17 protein-coding genes are annotated in these 16,519 nt (G+C 67.1%); 12 read left to right on the plus strand and 5 right to left on the minus strand.

The annotated features are described in order from the left end of the window. Positions 1–52 precede the first annotated feature (52 nt). The 7 genes from L0966_RS02390 to L0966_RS02420 all read left to right on the plus strand — a co-directional run bounded on the left by L0966_RS02390 (position 53) and on the right by L0966_RS02420 (position 5,579). Positions 53–289 carry an acyl carrier protein gene (locus L0966_RS02390; protein WP_234050244.1) on the plus strand — a complete coding sequence of 79 codons (237 nt, stop codon included), beginning with the start codon at positions 53–55 and terminating at the stop codon, positions 287–289. Between the two features lie 174 nt (positions 290–463). Further along, positions 464–1,726 (plus strand): beta-ketoacyl-ACP synthase II, encoded by a 1,263-nt coding sequence (fabF, locus tag L0966_RS02395; RefSeq protein WP_234050245.1) that lies wholly within the window; start codon positions 464–466, stop codon positions 1,724–1,726. An 82-nt stretch (positions 1,727–1,808) separates the two neighbouring features. Continuing rightward, positions 1,809–2,963: an endolytic transglycosylase MltG gene (gene mltG, locus L0966_RS02400; protein WP_234050246.1), complete on the plus strand. Its 1,155-nt coding sequence runs from the start codon at positions 1,809–1,811 to the stop codon at positions 2,961–2,963. Positions 2,964–3,015: 52 nt separating this feature from the next. Further along, positions 3,016–3,942: a YicC/YloC family endoribonuclease gene (locus tag L0966_RS02405; protein WP_234050247.1), complete on the plus strand. Its 927-nt coding sequence runs from the start codon at positions 3,016–3,018 to the stop codon at positions 3,940–3,942. Positions 3,943–4,034: 92 nt separating this feature from the next. Next, entirely contained in the window at positions 4,035–4,640 is a 606-nt protein-coding gene (gmk, locus tag L0966_RS02410; RefSeq protein WP_234050804.1) for a guanylate kinase, read from the plus strand. A gap of 77 nt (positions 4,641–4,717) precedes the next feature. Further along, positions 4,718–5,017, plus strand: coding sequence for a hypothetical protein (locus L0966_RS02415; RefSeq protein ID WP_234050248.1), 300 nt, complete (start codon positions 4,718–4,720; stop codon positions 5,015–5,017). A 79-nt stretch (positions 5,018–5,096) separates the two neighbouring features. Then, positions 5,097–5,579, plus strand: a complete 483-nt coding sequence (locus tag L0966_RS02420) for an ion channel (protein WP_234050249.1) — start codon at positions 5,097–5,099, stop codon at positions 5,577–5,579. 224 nt (positions 5,580–5,803) lie between these two features. Here the strand turns inward: L0966_RS02420 and guaB are convergent, their stop codons facing one another. After that, the gene (gene guaB, locus L0966_RS02425; protein WP_234050250.1) at positions 5,804–7,315 is read right to left on the minus strand and encodes an IMP dehydrogenase; all 1,512 of its coding nucleotides are present in this window, start codon (positions 7,313–7,315) and stop codon (positions 5,804–5,806) included. 247 nt (positions 7,316–7,562) lie between these two features. Continuing rightward, a complete protein-coding gene (locus L0966_RS02430; RefSeq protein ID WP_234050251.1) occupies positions 7,563–8,033 on the minus strand; it encodes a L,D-transpeptidase in 471 nt (156 codons plus the stop codon). 187 nt (positions 8,034–8,220) lie between these two features. On the opposite strand from L0966_RS02430, the gene L0966_RS02435 reads away from it, so the two are divergent. Continuing rightward, complete coding sequence (locus tag L0966_RS02435) at positions 8,221–8,787, plus strand: NnrU family protein (protein WP_234050252.1); 567 nt, start codon at positions 8,221–8,223, stop codon at positions 8,785–8,787. 86 nt (positions 8,788–8,873) lie between these two features. Continuing rightward, a complete protein-coding gene (gene panB / locus L0966_RS02440; protein ID WP_234050253.1) occupies positions 8,874–9,713 on the plus strand; it encodes a 3-methyl-2-oxobutanoate hydroxymethyltransferase in 840 nt (279 codons plus the stop codon). Between the two features lie 78 nt (positions 9,714–9,791). Here the strand turns inward: panB and L0966_RS02445 are convergent, their stop codons facing one another. After that, positions 9,792–10,349, minus strand: coding sequence for a TetR/AcrR family transcriptional regulator (locus L0966_RS02445; protein ID WP_234050254.1), 558 nt, complete (start codon positions 10,347–10,349; stop codon positions 9,792–9,794). After that, entirely contained in the window at positions 10,349–10,816 is a 468-nt protein-coding gene (locus L0966_RS02450; protein WP_234050255.1) for a nuclear transport factor 2 family protein, read from the minus strand. The genes L0966_RS02445 and L0966_RS02450 overlap by 1 nt, the downstream gene beginning before the upstream one ends. 212 nt (positions 10,817–11,028) lie before the next feature. Here L0966_RS02450 and thrC point away from each other — a divergent pair, with 212 nt between their 5' ends. The 3 genes from thrC to L0966_RS02465 all read left to right on the plus strand — a co-directional run bounded on the left by thrC (position 11,029) and on the right by L0966_RS02465 (position 14,487). Continuing rightward, positions 11,029–12,441, plus strand: a complete 1,413-nt coding sequence (thrC, locus tag L0966_RS02455) for a threonine synthase (RefSeq protein WP_234050256.1) — start codon at positions 11,029–11,031, stop codon at positions 12,439–12,441. Between the two features lie 7 nt (positions 12,442–12,448). Continuing rightward, positions 12,449–13,735: a pitrilysin family protein gene (locus L0966_RS02460; RefSeq protein ID WP_234050257.1), complete on the plus strand. Its 1,287-nt coding sequence runs from the start codon at positions 12,449–12,451 to the stop codon at positions 13,733–13,735. Positions 13,736–13,863: 128 nt separating this feature from the next. Continuing rightward, entirely contained in the window at positions 13,864–14,487 is a 624-nt protein-coding gene (locus L0966_RS02465) for a GNAT family N-acetyltransferase (protein ID WP_234050258.1), read from the plus strand. 49 nt (positions 14,488–14,536) lie between these two features. Here L0966_RS02465 and L0966_RS02470 read toward each other — a convergent pair whose 3' ends face one another. Then, on the minus strand, positions 14,537–16,459 hold the full coding sequence (locus tag L0966_RS02470; protein ID WP_234050259.1) for an AsmA family protein: 1,923 nt from the start codon (positions 16,457–16,459) through the stop codon (positions 14,537–14,539). Positions 16,460–16,519: the final 60 nt, after the last annotated feature.

Below are 16,519 nucleotides of genomic sequence, written 5' to 3' on the forward strand. Positions count from 1 at the left end.
CCTCCAGCTGCCGAACGGCAACGGGATTATCCGAACAACGAGGGTTGCATCGATGAGTGACATCGCCGAGCGGGTGAAGAAGATTGTCGCTGAGCATCTGGGCGTCGAACCTGAGAAGGTGACCGATGGCGCTTCCTTCATCGACGATCTCGGCGCCGACAGCCTCGACACCGTCGAGCTCGTGATGGCCTTCGAAGAGGCCTTCAACTGCGAGATCCCCGATGATGCCGCCGAGACCATTCTGACGGTCGGCGACGCCATCAAGTTCCTGGAGAAGAACGCGGCGTGAGCCGCGCCTGACGTTCAGGTTCCGGTCGCGCGGCGCCCTGCGCCCGCGGCCGTTGTTGTAATCGGCCCGCCGCCGTCCTAACGGCGCCGGGCCAGAAGGCCGGACGGGCGCAGACGGTGTGGCCGCCGGCCCTGAAGCTTGCACGCTTTTCGAGCGTCTGTCGGAGTTTTCCCCATGAGACGTGTCGTCGTCACCGGTCTCGGCATGGTGACGCCCCTCGGCTGCGGCGTGGAACCCACGTGGCGCCGCCTCCTCGCCGGCGAAAGCGGCGTGAAGGCCGTGACGCACTTCGATGTGTCCGATCTCGCGTGCAAGATCGCGGCGAGCATTCCGCGTGGCGACGGTTCCGACGGCACCTACAATCCCGACCAGTGGATGGAGCAGAAGGAGCAGCGCAAGGTCGACGAGTTCATCGTCTTTGCCATGGCCGCTGCCTCTCAGGCCCTCGATGATGCCGGCTGGCATCCGTCCTCCTATGAGGATCAGATCAGCACCGGTGTGCTGATCGGCTCCGGCATCGGCGGCATCGAGGGTATCGCGGAAGCCTCCATCACCCTGAAGGAGCGTGGCCCGCGCCGGATCTCGCCTTTCTTCATCCCCGGCCGACTCATCAATCTCGCCGGTGGCTACGTGTCCATCGCCCACGGCCTGAAGGGGCCGAACCATGCCGTGGTGACCGCCTGTTCGACGGGCGCCCATGCCATCGGCGACGCTGGCCGACTCATCGCCCTGGGTGATGCGGACGTGATGGTGGCCGGTGGTACCGAATCGCCCATCAACCGGCTGGCGCTCGCGGGCTTCGCGGCCTGCAAGGCGCTGTGCACGGCCTTCAATGACGACCCCACCCACGCCTCGCGCCCCTATGATCGGGATCGCGACGGCTTTGTGATGGGTGAGGGCGCCGGCGTGGTGGTTCTGGAAGAGCTGGAGCACGCCAAGGCGCGCGGCGCGAAGATCTACGCCGAGCTGGTGGGCTATGGGCTTTCCGGCGACGCCTATCACATCACTGCCCCGTCCATGGACGGAGACGGCGCCTATCGCTGCATGTCCGCCGCTTTGAAGCGCGCGGGCCTGTCCGCCGACGAGATCGACTATATCAATGCGCATGGTACCTCCACCATGGCGGATGAGATCGAGCTGAAGGCCGTGGAACGGGTGCTGGGCAATGCGGCGGGCAAGACCGCCATGTCGTCCACGAAGTCGTCCATTGGCCATCTGCTCGGTGCGGCGGGTGCTGTCGAGGCGATTTTCTCGGTGCTCGCGATTCGCGATCAAACCGCGCCGGCGACGCTCAATCTCGAAAATCCGTCGGTGGAAACTCCGATCGATCTCGTGCCACTGAAGCCCCAGGCGCGCAAGATCGACACGGTGCTGTCGAATTCCTTTGGTTTCGGTGGCACCAACGCGTCGTTGATCTTCCGGCGCTACGCGGCCTGAGCCTGCCCGGCTTCGTCCGCGTCCACCGCAAGGTCGCGGCAGCGGGCGCGCCAGATCGCCCGTCGCCGCGCGTGGGAGGCCCATGATGGACACGCCAGAAAACGAAACCGGCGATCGCGGTGTCGCTCCCGCCTTTCAAGCCAAGCGCCGGGACAAGAACAAGCCCCGGCGACGGCCCTCCCAGGCCGCGCGCCACCCGGCCGTGACCATCGGCAGCGGGATTTTCACATTCCTGCTTTTCGCGCTCCTCGGGGGCGGGCTGGCCCTATGGTATGGCGAGCACGCCTACAATGGCGAAGGACCGCTCACGGCTGAGAAAACGGTGCTCATCCCCCGCGGATCCGGCGTGCGCGACATGGCGGAGATGCTGGAGCGGGAAGGCGTCATCGACAATTGGCTGGTGTTCGTCCTCGGCCAGAGGATGATGCGCCCGGATGCCAGCATGAAGGCCGGCGAATACCTCTTCAAGCCGGGCCAATCCATGGCCAGCGTGGTCGACGCCATCGCCAGCGGCAAGGTGCTGGTGCATCAGGTGACCATTCCGGAAGGGCTGACCAGCCAGCAGGTGGTGCAGCGCCTCATGGCGAATGACATGCTCACCGGTACGCCGACGGTGCCGCTGGAGGGCACGCTGCTCCCGGAGACCTACCGGATCCACCGCGGCATGTCGCGCGAGGAATTGCTGAAGCAGATGGCGGATGCCCAGCAGAAGCTGGTCAAGACGCTGTGGGAGAAGCGCGCGCCCGATCTGCCGGTGAAGAGCCCGCAGGAAATGATCGTCCTCGCCTCTATCGTCGAGAAGGAGACGGGGGAGCCGGACGAGCGGCCCAAGGTCGCGGCCGTGTTCATCAATCGGCTCAACAAGAAGATGCGGCTGCAGTCGGACCCGACCATCATTTACGGGCTGGTGGGCGGCAAGGGTTCGCTGGGGCGGTCGATCACCCGTGCCGATATCGTGTCGCCGACGGCCTACAACACCTATGCAGTCGATGGCCTGCCTCCGGGGCCGATTGCGAATCCCGGGCGCGAGGCGCTCGCCGCAGTCGCGAATCCGGCCCAGACCAAGGACCTGTATTTCGTGGCGGACGGCACCGGCGGGCATGCGTTCGCCGAGACGCTGGCCGATCACAATAAGAATGTTGCCCGCTGGCGTGCCATCGAGGCGCAAGGTGGCGCGACGCCGGGCGGTGCGGCGCCCACAACGCCTGCCGCGGCGCCCAAGCCGGCTGCCAACTGAACGCCGTCCTAACCGAAGAAGGCGCGCGGCCACCCCGGCCGCGTGAGTATCCATGAGCGAATCCTCCGCCGCTTCCGCGGCGCTTTCCGCAGCATCGCTGGCCAGCATGACTGCATTCGCCCGCGCGTCGGCGGCGACGGCGGGGTGGCGATTCAGTTGGGAGTTGCGCTCGGTGAACGGCAAGGGGCTCGACCTGCGCCTGCGGTTGCCGCCCGGGAGCGAGGATCTGGAAGCCCCCGTCCGCGCGCGCATGGGCGCAGCTCTCAAGCGTGGTTCCGTTTCCGCGACCCTTTCCGCGGTGAGGGAAGGCGAGGAGGTTGCGGTCCGTCTCAATGAGGCGGGGCTGGAGAGCTTGGCGCGCGCCGTTCAGCGCACCGCGGAAAAGCTCGGCGCGCCGACACCGGACCTTGGGGCCCTGCTGGCGGTGAAGGGCATCGTGGAGGTGGGTGAGTTCGAGGAGAGCGCCGAGGAGCGCCAGGCGCGCAATGAGGCCTGCCTCGCCGCGTTCGACGTCGCGCTGAGCGACCTGGCGCGCATGCGGGAGCGGGAGGGGCAGGCCCTGGAGGCGGTGCTGATGAGCCGCCTCGATTCGATCGCGGCGCTCATCGAGGCGGCCGAACGTCTGCCGGAGCGGTCGCTGGATGCCATTCGCAGCCGCTTGGCGGAGCAGGTGCGCGCGCTCGTCGAGGCTGGTCCGCAGCTGGATCCGGAGCGTCTGCATCAGGAAGCGGTGCTGCTGGCCACCAAGTCCGATGTGCGCGAGGAGCTGGATCGCCTGTCCGCCCATGTGGCTGCTGCGCGCGAACTGCTGGCAACGGGCGGCCCCGTGGGCCGGCGACTCGATTTTCTCGCGCAGGAGTTCAATCGCGAGGCCAACACCCTGTGCTCCAAGTCGAACGCAGTGGCGCTGACGCAGATCGGCCTTGACCTGAAGCTGCTGGTGGACCAGTTCCGCGAGCAGATCCAGAACCTGGAGTGACCGTGGTGAGTTCGCCTGCCTCCATCTCCCCCCATTTCTCCCTGCCGGGCTGGAAGCCGGGCACCGGCACCGGGCTGGCGCGCCGTGGCCTGATGCTGGTGCTGTCCTCGCCCTCGGGGGCGGGCAAGACCACCTTGTCGCGGCGGCTGCTCGAGGTCGATTCGCGCATCACCATGTCGGTGTCTGTCACCACGCGCCACCCGCGCCCCGGCGAGGTGCAGGGCAAGGACTATTTCTTCGTGGACGTCCCCACCTTCGAGCGGATGCGGGACGAGGGGGAGCTGCTGGAACACGCCGTCGTGTTCAACAATCTCTATGGCACGCCGCGCCGCGCCGTGGAGGAGGCCCTTTCCGCCGGCCGGGACGTGCTGTTCGACATTGATTGGCAGGGCACGCAGCAATTGGGTGAAAGCGCCCAGCAGGACTTGGTGAAGGTATTCCTGCTGCCGCCCAGCGCGGCGGACCTGGAGCAGCGCCTGCGCACCCGCGCTCAGGACACGGACGAGGTGGTGCACCAGCGCATGGCCAAGGCCTCGGACGAAATCAGCCACTATGATGAGTATGACTACATCCTCATCAACCACGAGGTTGAGGATAGTCTGGCCAAGCTGCGGGCGATCCTGCAGGCCGAACGGCTCAAGCGTCGGCGGCTGACGGGGCTGGCAAGCTTCGTGAAGCAGCTGCGGGACGCGCTTTGAGCAAGCAGCTCTGACCTTACGAGAGTTTAACCTCACGCGCCGCAAGTCCGCCGGAATGTTCGGTGAGTCTTGCGCGCATGAAACAGCTCCTCAACGTCTTCGGCGGTTTCGCCGGTCTCGCCGTGGCGGCCCTCGCGGGGTTCGCCCTGTTCACCCTTGTGGGTGGCCTCATCATCGTGGCCGGCGTGGTGGTCGCGGCGCTGTTGCTCGGCGGCGGGGTCTACGCCCTCATCACCGGCCGCCGGAGTTTCTCCGTGCGCCGCGGGACCTTCCAGGGCGTGCGCATTTTCGATCTGCGCACCGGCCGGCCGGTGGATACGCCGTTCGACAATGAAATGATCGACGTCACGCCGCCCAAGGGCGGCAAGGGGAACTGAGAAAGCCGCCCCTGCCGTCGCCGGAAAAAGGCATTAGGCTCCACCCGACGAATCCTGGCCGGTTGGAGAGCGAGTGTCCATGTCCGAGGCGATGCGCTATACGAACGTCTTTATTGTTTGCATGGTCCTCGCCGTGCTGACGGTGGTGATACACATGGCCGGGCTGTACAAGCTGCGTCATTGGATCCACCGTCTGCTGCAGACTCAGAGCTTTCAGCATCACGTCATGCGCGAAACGCTGGTGGTCAGCGCGCTCGTCGTCGGCCTGTGCATCATTCATCTGACTGAGGTCTTGGCCTGGGCGGGCGGCTACATGGCCATGGCCGCCTTTGGCGACTTCGCGGACGCCTTCTATTATTCGCTCACGACCTATACGACCGTGGGGGCGGATGGCCTGAACATCGGGCGCAATTTTCGCATCGTGGCCGGGTTCGAATCGCTGCTCGGCCCGATGATGCTGGCGTGGTCCACGGCATTCCTGGTGGAATATGTGTCGCAGGTCCTCACCTCGAACAATCGGCGCTTTCAGGACGTGCGCCAGACACCGGACCTGCATCAATAAGTATCGCGCGCATGAAAAAAGGGCCGGCGGCTAGATGCCGCCGGCCCTTTTTTCATTTGAACCATCCCGCCATCTTCGGCCAACGGCCCAAGAAGCATTGCCCATGGGCCGTGAGCCAGGGGGCTTGCCATCCCGTCCGCCCGGAGACGAGCGATGCCTTTCGGCGCTCAGGCATTTCCGGCGCGCGCCCGGCTGGCCCCGGTCGAAGACCGAGGCCAATGGGTTCAGATGGAGGTGGGGTAGTTCGGGCTTTCGCGGGTGATGAGCACGTCGTGCACATGGCTCTCGCGCAGGCCGGCGGAGGAGATGCGTACGAAGCGCGCCTTCTCGCGGAATTCCTGCAGGTTGCGCCCGCCCACATAGCCCATGGCGGCGCGCAGGCCGCCGGCCAGCTGGTGGAGCACAGCGCCGACCGGGCCCTTATAGGCCACCTGGCCCTCGATGCCTTCCGGCACGAGCTTCAGGGTGTCGCGCACTTCCGCCTGGAAGTAGCGGTCGGCCGAGCCGCGGGCCATGGCGCCCACCGAGCCCATGCCGCGATAGGCCTTGTAGGAGCGGCCCTGATAGAGGAACACCTCACCGGGGCTCTCCTCGGTGCCGGCGAGCAGCGAGCCGACCATCGCGGCGGAAGCGCCAGCCGCCAGCGCCTTGGCGAGGTCGCCGGAATACTTGATGCCGCCATCGGCCACCACGGGGGTGCCCGTGGCCAGGGCGGCCTCAACGGCGTCCATCACGGCGGTGAGCTGGGGCACGCCGACGCCCGCCACGATGCGGGTGGTGCAGATGGAGCCGGGCCCGATGCCCACCTTCACCGCGTCCGCGCCGGCGTCGATGAGCGCCTTGGCGCCCTCGGCGGTGGCGATGTTTCCGGCCAGGATCTGGGTCTTGTTGGAGAGCCGCTTGATGCGGTCCACCTGGTCCAGAACCTTTTTGGAATGGCCGTGGGCGGTGTCGACCACCACCAGGTCAACGCCCGCGTCGATGAGGCGCTCGGTGCGCTCGAAGCCGTCCGGGCCCACGGTGGTGGCGGCGGCGACACGCAGGCGGCCCTGCTCATCCTTGGCGGCGCTGGGATAGGCCACCGCCTTCTCGATGTCCTTCACGGTAATGAGGCCGACGCAGCGATAGTCGGCGTCCACCACGATCAGCTTCTCGATGCGGTTCTGGTGCAGCAGGCGCTTGGCATCGTCCTGGGTCACCTCGCCTTCGCGCACCGTGATGAGCCGCTCCTTGGTCATCAGTTCGGAGACGGGCTGGTCAGGATTGTGGGCGAAGCGGACATCGCGGTTGGTGAGGATGCCCACCAGCCGGCCCGGCATGTTGCCGAACGAGCGCTCCACCACCGGAATGCCCGAGATGCCATAGCGCTTCATGAGGGCCAGGGCGTCGGACAGGGTTTCGTCGGGATGGATGGTGACGGGGTTCACCACCATGCCCGATTCGTACTTCTTGACGATCTTGACCTGTTCGGCCTGCTGCTCTGGCGTGAGGTTGCGGTGGATCACGCCGATGCCGCCGGCCTGGGCCATGGCGATGGCGAGACGGGCTTCCGTCACCGTGTCCATGGCGGCGGAGATGATGGGCAGGTTGAGGGTGATGGACTTGGTGAGCTTGGTCACCGTGTCCACTTCGCCGGGCATCACCTCGGACGGGCCGGGGGTGAGGAGCACGTCATCGAAGGTCAGGCCTTCGCGGAACGGGCTGGCGAGGGAGGCAGACGAGAGGGGCGCAGTCATGGCCAACTCCTGTTGGCGACGCCCGGAATGCGCGTCGCGCGACTTCAGTCGGAATGGGGGGACCGTTGCGACTTGCGTCGCCGACTTTCGTCGCGGTTCTCATTTCGAGTTGGCAGTGGCCGATACCATGGGTGCGCGACGAAAAGAAGACCCGTCACGCGGAGTTTTCGCGCAATCGAGCCATGCAGCAAGCGCATGAGATGGGCTGATGCCTTCCACAAGAACGCAATCGTGCGAGTCCGAGGCCTCAGCGGGTGATTTGGATCAGGGTGTTGCCGGGGCCGTAGCTTTCAATAAGCCCGTAGAGGGTGGCAGCATTGCCCGGGTGCAGGCGGATGCAGCCGTGGGAGGCGGGCGCGCCGAGCTGGTTCACGGCGTAGCTGCCATGGATCGCGTAGCCGCCCCGGAAGAACACCGCATAGGGCATGGGGGAATTGTAGTATTTGCGGGAAAAATAGCGGCGGTACAGGCGCTGCGGGCGATAGGTGCCGGTGGGGGTGACATAACCGCGCCGGGCCGTGGAAACCGGCCAGCTATAGCGCGGTACGCCATTCACCGAGACCACCATGCGTTGGCTGGAAAGATCCACCCGCGCCAGCACGCCCGCCTGCGCCACGGAGCTGAAGCCGGCGCAGGACAGGATGAACACGGCGAGAGCGATGAGCCCTGCCGCAAGGCCGCGCCCGCGCGCCAATCGCCTCTTACCCCAGAAGCCCATGTCATTCCCCTCCGTCACGCATACTGTCACGATACCGCCGCAACGCAAGCGCGAGTGGCGGGGCCGGTGCGTGAGCGCGTGGCGTGCTGCGGCCCGCCTGCTGGGGGCTTCCCTTTCGGCGGTCTTGCCGGGGTGCTGGGTGTCGTGCTCTTGAAGCGGCTCGCATGATGCCGGCGGAGGTCGTGCCATGGTGATGATGCTGTTGGGTCTGGTCGTCTTCGTCGGAACCCATGTGGTGGCGAGCATGAGGGGGCTGCGCGCCCGGCTCATCGCATCCGTGGGGGAGGGGCCGTACAAGGGTTATTTCTCGTTGCTGGCTGCGGGCGGCGTGGCGCTGACCGCCTATGGATATGTGCTGTGGCGGGCGTCCGGTCCGGCGGTGATCTGGGATCCGCCGCTGGCGCTGCGGCACGTCACTCTGCTCCTGATGCTCCTGGCTTCCATCGTCGGCGTGTCGGCGTTCGTGCCCAGCCACATCCGTACGGCGCTGAAGCATCCGCTTTTGGTCGCGGTGAAGACCTGGGCATTCGCGCATCTGCTGGCCAATGGCGATGCCGCTTCCATGGTGCTGTTCGGCGCGGTGCTCGCCTGGGCGGTGTATGATCGCATCGCGATGGCCCGCCGTGGCACGGAAATACCGCCCGCACCGGCGGGCTGGACGGGCGATGCCCTTGCGGTCGGGGGCGGGGTGGTGCTCTATGCGTTCCTCGCCTTCCTGTTCCATCCCTATGTGATCGGGGTGCCCGTCATGTGACGCGGCCGGCAACGGGGGCCGGGGCGGCAGGGCCCGGGCGAGCTCAGGGCAAAGGTGCCCGCGCACAAAAGCTATAGAGGAACGTCATGTCCAGCCAGGCAGAGAGCCGTCGCATCACAGCGCCGGAAATCCAGGCCCGCAAGGGAGGCGAGCCCATTGTTTCGCTGACCTCCTATCATGCCCACACCGCGCGTCTGCTGGACCGCCACGTGGATGTGATCCTGGTGGGCGACAGCCTGGGCATGGTGATGCACGGGTTGGAAACCACGGTGCCCGTCACCGTCGAGATGATGATTGTGCATGGCCGCGCCGTGGTGCGTGGCACCAAACGCGCGCTGATCGTGGTGGACCTGCCGTTCGGCAGCTACGAGGCCAGCCCCACCGAGGCCTTCCACACCGCCGCCCGGGTGCTGAAGGAAACCGGCGCCGGCGCCGTGAAGCTGGAAGGCGGGCGCCGCATGGCGGAGACGGTCCGCTTCCTGGTGGATCGCGGCGTGCCGGTGATGGGGCATGTGGGCCTCACCCCCCAGGCCATCAATACGCTTGGCTCGTTCAAGGCGCGCGGCCGCGATGACGCCGAGGCGTCCATCATCCTGGACGATGCCCGCGCCGTGGCGGAGGCTGGCGCCTTCTCGGTCGTGCTTGAGGCGATTTCCGAGCCGCTGGCCCGCCGCATCACCCAGGAAGTGGCCACGCCCACCATCGGCATCGGCGGCTCGTCCGCCTGCGATGGGCAGATTCTGGTACTAGAAGACATGCTGGGCCTGGGCGACCGGGTGCCCAAGTTCGTGAAGAAATACGCGAATATGGGGCCGGAGATCGAAAAGGCCGTGGCCGCCTATGCGGATGAGGTGCGCTCGCGCGCCTTCCCAGGCCCGGAGCACGTCTATGCGCCGCGCCTGGTGCAGAAGGCCAAGGCCTCCTGAAACGCCGGCTGCTGGCCGGCGCGCTACCCATGAGGAGCCGGGCCCGTCCCGGCTCTTTCTGTCTCCGCCGCCTCGCGCTCAGGCGAGCAGGCGGCGCTCCAGGCGCTTGAGCGTGCGGGTGAAAACATCCGGGTCGTGGAGCGCGCGGGCGAGGGTCAGGGCGCCCTGGATGGCGAGCACGCCGTCTTCCGCCCGCTCCGCCGCCTCGGCATCGGCAAGGCCGGCGCGGCGCAGCGCGCCCGTGAGTGCGTCGCGCCACGCGGCGAAATAACCCTGCACCTTGTCGCTGAAGCGGTCCCGGGTATCCGAGAGGGCGAACACGCCGACAAGGCACACCCGCCGACCGGAGCGGAAATAGGCGTCCACCTTCCCCAGCATGTCGCGGATGGCGGCCGGCGCGTCCTCGCCCTCGCGCAACGGGGCGAAAACGTGGGTCTCGAACCAGGAATCGATCTCGGCCAGCACGGCGGCGGCCATTTCCTCCTTCCCGCCCGGGAAGAAGTGATAGAGCGATCCCTTGCCGAGCCCGGTGCGGGCCGTGATGGCGGCCAGGCTCGCGCCCTCGAAGCCGTGCTCGCGGAAGACTTCCCCCAGCATCGGCAGCACGTCCGCCCGCTCCATCACGATCCGCGCCATCACATCCCCAGTTCGGTGAGGCCCGGATGGTCCGCCGGGCGGGGTCCCGCCGGCCACAGGAACTTGCGCTCCTCGCTCCGGATCGGCACGTCGTTGATGGAGGCTTCGCGCCGTTGCATCAAGCCGTTCCCGTCGAATTCCCATTGCTCGTTGCCATAGGAGCGGAACCAGGCGCCCGCGCCGTCGTGCCACTCATATTGGAAGCGCACGGCAATGTGGTTGCCTGCGAAGGCCCACAATTCCTTGATGAGGCGGTAGTCCTGCTCGCGCGCCCACTTCGCCTCAAGAAAGCGGACGATGGCCTCGCGGCCGGAAAGGAAGTCGGAGCGGTTCCGCCAGCGGCTATCCGGCGTGTAGGCCAGCGAGACGCGCTGGGGATCGCGCGTGTTCCAGGCGTCTTCCGCCATGCGGACCTTCTGCGCGGCGGTGTCGGCGGTGAACGGGGGCAAGGGGGGACGAGATGTCATGATGTGTACCTAATGGTTTTTACTGTACCAATAGGTACACACAGCGAGCTGGACGTCAATGGCGGGGCCCCGGGGAGGGGGCGAATCGGCTATCGCTGGCTGATACGCGCGGCTCGCGGCCGTGAAGCCTTTCCCGCGACGCGGCTTGCGTTTAGGTTGAACCACCTGACCGTCATCGGAACGATGCGGCGAAGAACTCCGGCGAGGATCTTTTGCGTTACGTCTCCACCCGCGGTGAAGCCCCGGCCCTGTCCTTCTCCGATGCCCTGCTCGCGGGCCTCGCCCGTGATGGCGGCCTGTATGTGCCCGAGACCTGGCCGACCCTCTCGCACGAGGCCATCGCCGCTCTCGCCGGCCAGCCCTACGCCGCCGTCGCCAAGGCCGTGATTGCCCCGTTCGTGGCCGATGCGCTGCCCGAGCGGGCGCTGGAGCTGATGATTGCCGATGCCTATGCGGGATTCCGCCACCCGGCGGTGACGCCGCTGGTGCAGGTGGGGCCGAACCGCTTCGTGTTGGAGCTGTTCCACGGGCCGACTCTGGCCTTCAAGGACGTGGCCATGCAGCTGCTCGCGCGGCTGATGGATAATGTTCTGAGCTCCCGCGGCGCCCGCGCCACCATCGTCGGCGCCACGTCCGGCGACACGGGCAGCGCCGCCATCGAGGCGTTCCGCGCGTCCGATGCCGTGGATGTGTTCATCCTGTTCCCCCACGGCCGTGTGTCCGAGGTGCAGCGCCGGCAGATGACCACGGTGGCCTCGCCCAATGTGCACGCCATCGCGCTCGAAGGCACGTTCGACGATTGCCAGGGCCTGGTGAAGGCCATGTTCAATCACCACAGCTTCCGCGATGAGCTGGCGCTGGCGGGGGTGAACTCCATCAACTGGGCGCGGATCGTCGCCCAGGTGGTCTATTATTTCTATGCGGCGACGGCGCTGGGTGCGCCCCATCGCGAGGTGTCGTTCGTGGTGCCCACGGGCAATTTCGGCGACATCCTGGCGGGCTGGGTGGCCAAGAAGATGGGGCTTCCCATCCGCGATCTCGCCATCGCCACCAATGTCAACGACATCCTGGTGCGCACCCTGGACACCGGCCGCTATGAGGTGAAGGGGGTCATGCCCTCCATCTCGCCGTCCATGGACATCCAGGTGTCCTCGAATTTCGAACGGCTGTTGTTCGATGCGGTGGACCGGGACGCCGGCGTGGTGCGCGGGCTCATGGCTTCGCTCGCCCAGTCCGGCAGCTTCACGCTGCCGAAGGAGGCGCGGGCCGCCATCGCCGCCGACTTCTCCGCCGCCCGCGCCGACGAGCCGGAAACGGCCTCCACCATCGCCAAGCTCTACAAGAGCGCCGGCTATCTGGTAGACCCGCACACTGCGGTGGCCTTGACCGTGGCGGACAAGGTGGAGCATGCGGCCAAAGTGCCGCAGGTGGTGCTTTCCACCGCCCACGCCGCCAAGTTCCCCGATGCCGTGGCCGCGGCCACGGGCCATCGCCCGCCGCTGCCGGCGCACATGGCGGACCTGATGACGCGGAAGGAAACCCTCACCGTTCTTCCCAACGATCTCGCCGCGGTGGAGGCCTTCATTCGCGGCCGCGCCCGCATCGCCGCCGGCGCGGCGGCGTGAGGTAAACATGGGCGTGAAGCTTTCGACCCTCGACAACGGAATTACCGTCGTCACCGATTCCATGGAACACCTGGGCACGGCGTCGCTGGGCATCTGGGTGGGCACCGGCGCCCGCGACGAGCGGGAGGACGAGCACGGAATCTCCCATCTCCTGGAGCATATGGCCTTCAAGGGCACACGCCGGCGCACCGCCCGGCGCATCGCTGAGGAGATCGAGCAGGTGGGCGGCGACATCAACGCCGCCACCTCCGTGGAGCAGACCACCTACAACGTGCGGGTGCTGGGGGAGGATGTGCCGCTCGGGCTCGACATCCTGGCCGATATCCTCACCGAGCCGGCCTTCGCGCCCGACGAGCTGGCGCGCGAAAAGGGCGTGATTGTCCAGGAGATCGGGGCCGTGATGGACACGCCCGACGACTTGGTGTTTGACCTTTTCCAGGAGCGGGCCTTTCCGGAGCAGGCTGTCGGCCGGTCCATTCTCGGCACACCGGATACCGTGCGCGGCTTCAACCGCGATCAGCTGGGTGCCTATCTCGCGCGCACCTATCGCGGGCCGCGCATGGTGGTCGCCGCCGCCGGCGCCGTGGATCACGATCAGGTGGTGGAGGAAGCCGCCAAGCGCCTGAAGTCCATCGACGGCGCGGGCAAGCCGGAGCTGCCCAAGGCGGCCTATACGGGCGGCCTTCAGCTTTGCCCGCGCGAGCTGGAGCAGGTGCATGTGCTGATCGGGCTGGAGGGCTGCTCCTATCTCGATCCCGGCTATCATGCGCTGCAGGTGCTCACCAACGTGCTGGGCGGGGGCATGTCCTCGCGCCTGTTCCAGGATGTGCGGGAGGAGCGGGGGCTTTGCTACTCCATCTATTCCTTCCACTGGAGCTATGCGGACACCGGACTGTTCGGAATCTATGCGGGCACGGACCTGAGCGATGTGGGAGAGCTTTCCCAGGCCTTGATCGACCAGCTGTTCGCCGCCGGTGAGACCATCACCGAAACCGAGGTGGCCCGCGCCAAGGCGCAGATGAAGGTGGGCCTCTTGGCGGCGCTCGAAAGCTCTGGTGCGCGGGCGGACCAGCTCGCCCGGCAGATGCTGGGCTTCGGCCATGTCATCCCGGTGGATGACATCGTCGCCAAGGTGGATGCGGTGGATGTTGCGGCGGTGCGGCAGGCGGCGCACACTCTGGTGTCGCAGGGGCGGCCCACGCTCACCGCCCTCGGTCCCGAGGCTGGCCTCGACCCCGCGGTGAAGGCGGTGGAGCGCCTTGCCGCCGCAGGTTCGCGCGCCGTGCCGGCCTGAGCACGCAACGGTTTGCGTGACCTTTGGGCTTGAGGAGTGTGCGGGTTTGAATGAGGTCTGCCTGGCGCCGGCGCGGATCGGCGCCGGCGATGCAAGGTCCAACCGACGAGGCATCGAGTGCGTCGATCATGTGGCCGCTGAGTACGCTCTTCGCGCCGGAAGTGCTGCCCACTGTTGAAGGCGAGAGGGTGTATCTGCGCGTGCCGCAGATGAAGGACTTTCCCGCCTGGCATGACGTGCGCGCGGCAAGCCGGGGCTTTCTGACCCCCTGGGAGCCGATCTGGCCGGCGGACGACCTCACCCGCGGCGCCTTCCGCCGCAGGCTGAAGCGCTATGCGCGCGACATGCTGACGGATGAGGCCTATCCGCTGTTCGTCTTCCGCCGCTCAGACCATCAGCTTTTGGGTGGGCTCACCCTGTCGAACGTGCGGCGCGGCGTGTGCCAGGCCGCGAGCCTGGGCTACTGGATGGGCGCGGCCTATGCCGGGCAGGGCTATATGAAGGCGGCGGTCACGGCCATCCTGCCCGTGGCCCATGAGGTGCTTCACCTGCACCGGGTGGAGGCCGCCTGCATGCCCACGAACCAGCCCTCCATCCGCCTGCTGGAAAGCTGCGGCTTTGTGCGCGAGGGCTATTCGCGGCAGTATCTGTGCATCAACGGCGTGTGGGAAGATCACCTGATGTTCGCCCGCCTGCGTCAGGACGCCATCCGTCCCGTCCGCCGCCCTCGCGAGACCTCAGCGGCGCAGTGATCCGCCCGCGGCTGGCGGGACCAGGGACGGGCCGCTTTTCGGGGCGAGATCAGTTGGCGGGAGCGCCGGCAGCATCGGAGGGCTGGGGCGCGACGGGCTTCACCAGCTTCTCGATCATCGTGTGAATCGCGGCCCCTGCCTTGCGGCTCTTCACCGCTTCCAGCAGCGGCTGGGCCGCGCCAGACCGTTCGATCAGGCTGAGCGGATCGGCCATGATACGGGGCGCGATCCACGGCCCCTCGACAAGGAACGGCAGCGAAATCCCTTCTGACTCGTTGCCTTTGGGCGGGCTCTTCAGCGTCGCCTCGCCGGAAAGGTCGAGGGAGCGCTGGGCCACGTCAATGGTGCCATCCATGTCGAGATGCACCTGCGCCCCGTCGATGGCCATGGTTTCGACGGTGGCAAGGCCGTGGCGCAGGCTGGCCTGCACCTGCAACTGGGTGAAGGGGGTGCGCCCGCCGCGGGGATCTGCCGCCGCCGACAGGGGCTGGCGCTGAATGCGCCGCAGCAGCTGAGCCACATCGAAGCCAACGATGTCTCCGCCGTCACTGTTCAGGGCGACGGTGCCGGCGAGACTCTGGGCGATCTCTTGGGCGTTGCGGCCCTCTCCCTGGAGATCGAACTGTAGTGTACCTGTCCCCTCGAATGCCGTCACCCCGGCAAGGTCGCCCAGCGCCTGCTCAAGGGAAATGTCGGAGCACTCCGCCTCCACGCGCATGGTGAGGCCGGAGGGGTCGCCTATGCGCCCGGACGAGCGCGGCGCGAGGGTCGCGGTGCCCCGGAGCATGCCGTTCCAGCCGCTGGTTTGTCCAAGGGCCAGCACCAGGCGGCCATTCGCCAGCACTGCGCTGGCTGCCACGGTGGTAAAAGTCGTGTCCACCGCCGTGACCTGAGCGGCGGACAAGCGCAGATCCAGATCAAACTTGTCGAGGAAAGACAGATCGAATGGCTCGCGATCCCACTCGCGCCCATTGTCCCCCGTGAGCCGCATGCGCCCGTAGGGATTGAGACTGAGCTTGTCGGACGCGAAGGTGCCCTGCACGACAGGGCGCGACGCGCTCAGCTTCACAAGCAGGCCGCCTTCGCTGCGATTGCCGTCGAGATCGACGACCGCATTGGCGAGCACCAGGCTATGCCCTTCCATGGCGACATGGGAGGTGAAGGAAAAGGCGCCCAGCCCACGGCTGGTGGGAGCTGGCAGGCCCACCCAGTCGAGCCACGACCGCAGGGAATCGGCCTCCGCGCTGAGGGTGCCGTCCGCTGTGAGGCGCGTGGCGAAGCCGGCCTGCCCCCGGAAGCGCAGGTTCGCCGTGTTGGAGGCGAGAGACGCGCGCGTTGGGGTGAGGGTGCCGGCCAGGAAGGCCCGCACATCCTCCACGGAAAGGTGTGCTTCTACGGTGGATTCGCGCCAGTCGAACACAGCGGAGACATTCATTCCGGTGCCACCGGTGACGCGATCGAAGCGCCCGATGATGCCGCTGACCAGTTCGCGGGTCAGTCCCCCCTCGGCGCGCCAGGCGATGGTGCCGTCGACGACGCGCAGCTCCGGGCCGTCGGGCGTTGCCAGAAATGGCACGATGCCCAGCTCAGGCGCGCGCCGCTCGCCGGTGAGTACCAGGGTCGGGCTTTCAAGCGTCACCTCGGACACGACAATGCGGCCGAACAGCAATGGCCACACGCTGATATGGCTCACCACCGCGTCCGCCTCCAGGGACTGGTCATGGGGCAGGGAGAAAGTGACCTTGCGCAGCGTAACGCGCGGTGAGGGCAAAAGGCGAAGGGTGGGCTCGCCGGACACCGTGACACCCTGCTCCGTCGTGCCTGCGACCGCAGCCAGCGCCGCCCGGCGCAGCTCGGCTGCGGGCACAAGCAGGGGCAGCACCACCGCTGCCGCAAGCAGGAGCAGTGCGGCGAGGCCTGCGACGGCCGTTCCAACCAGCACGAGGCGGCGGGTGTTTTCGCCCAGCGTCAATAGTCTCTCTCGAATGATCGGATCTCGGGAAAGGCGAAGCCCTTCCCACTCATGCCCAGG

Origin of the sequence: Xanthobacter sp. NM-59 (assembly GCF_021401125.1) — a bacterium.
Taxonomy (GTDB): Bacteria; Pseudomonadota; Alphaproteobacteria; order Rhizobiales; family Xanthobacteraceae; genus Xanthobacter.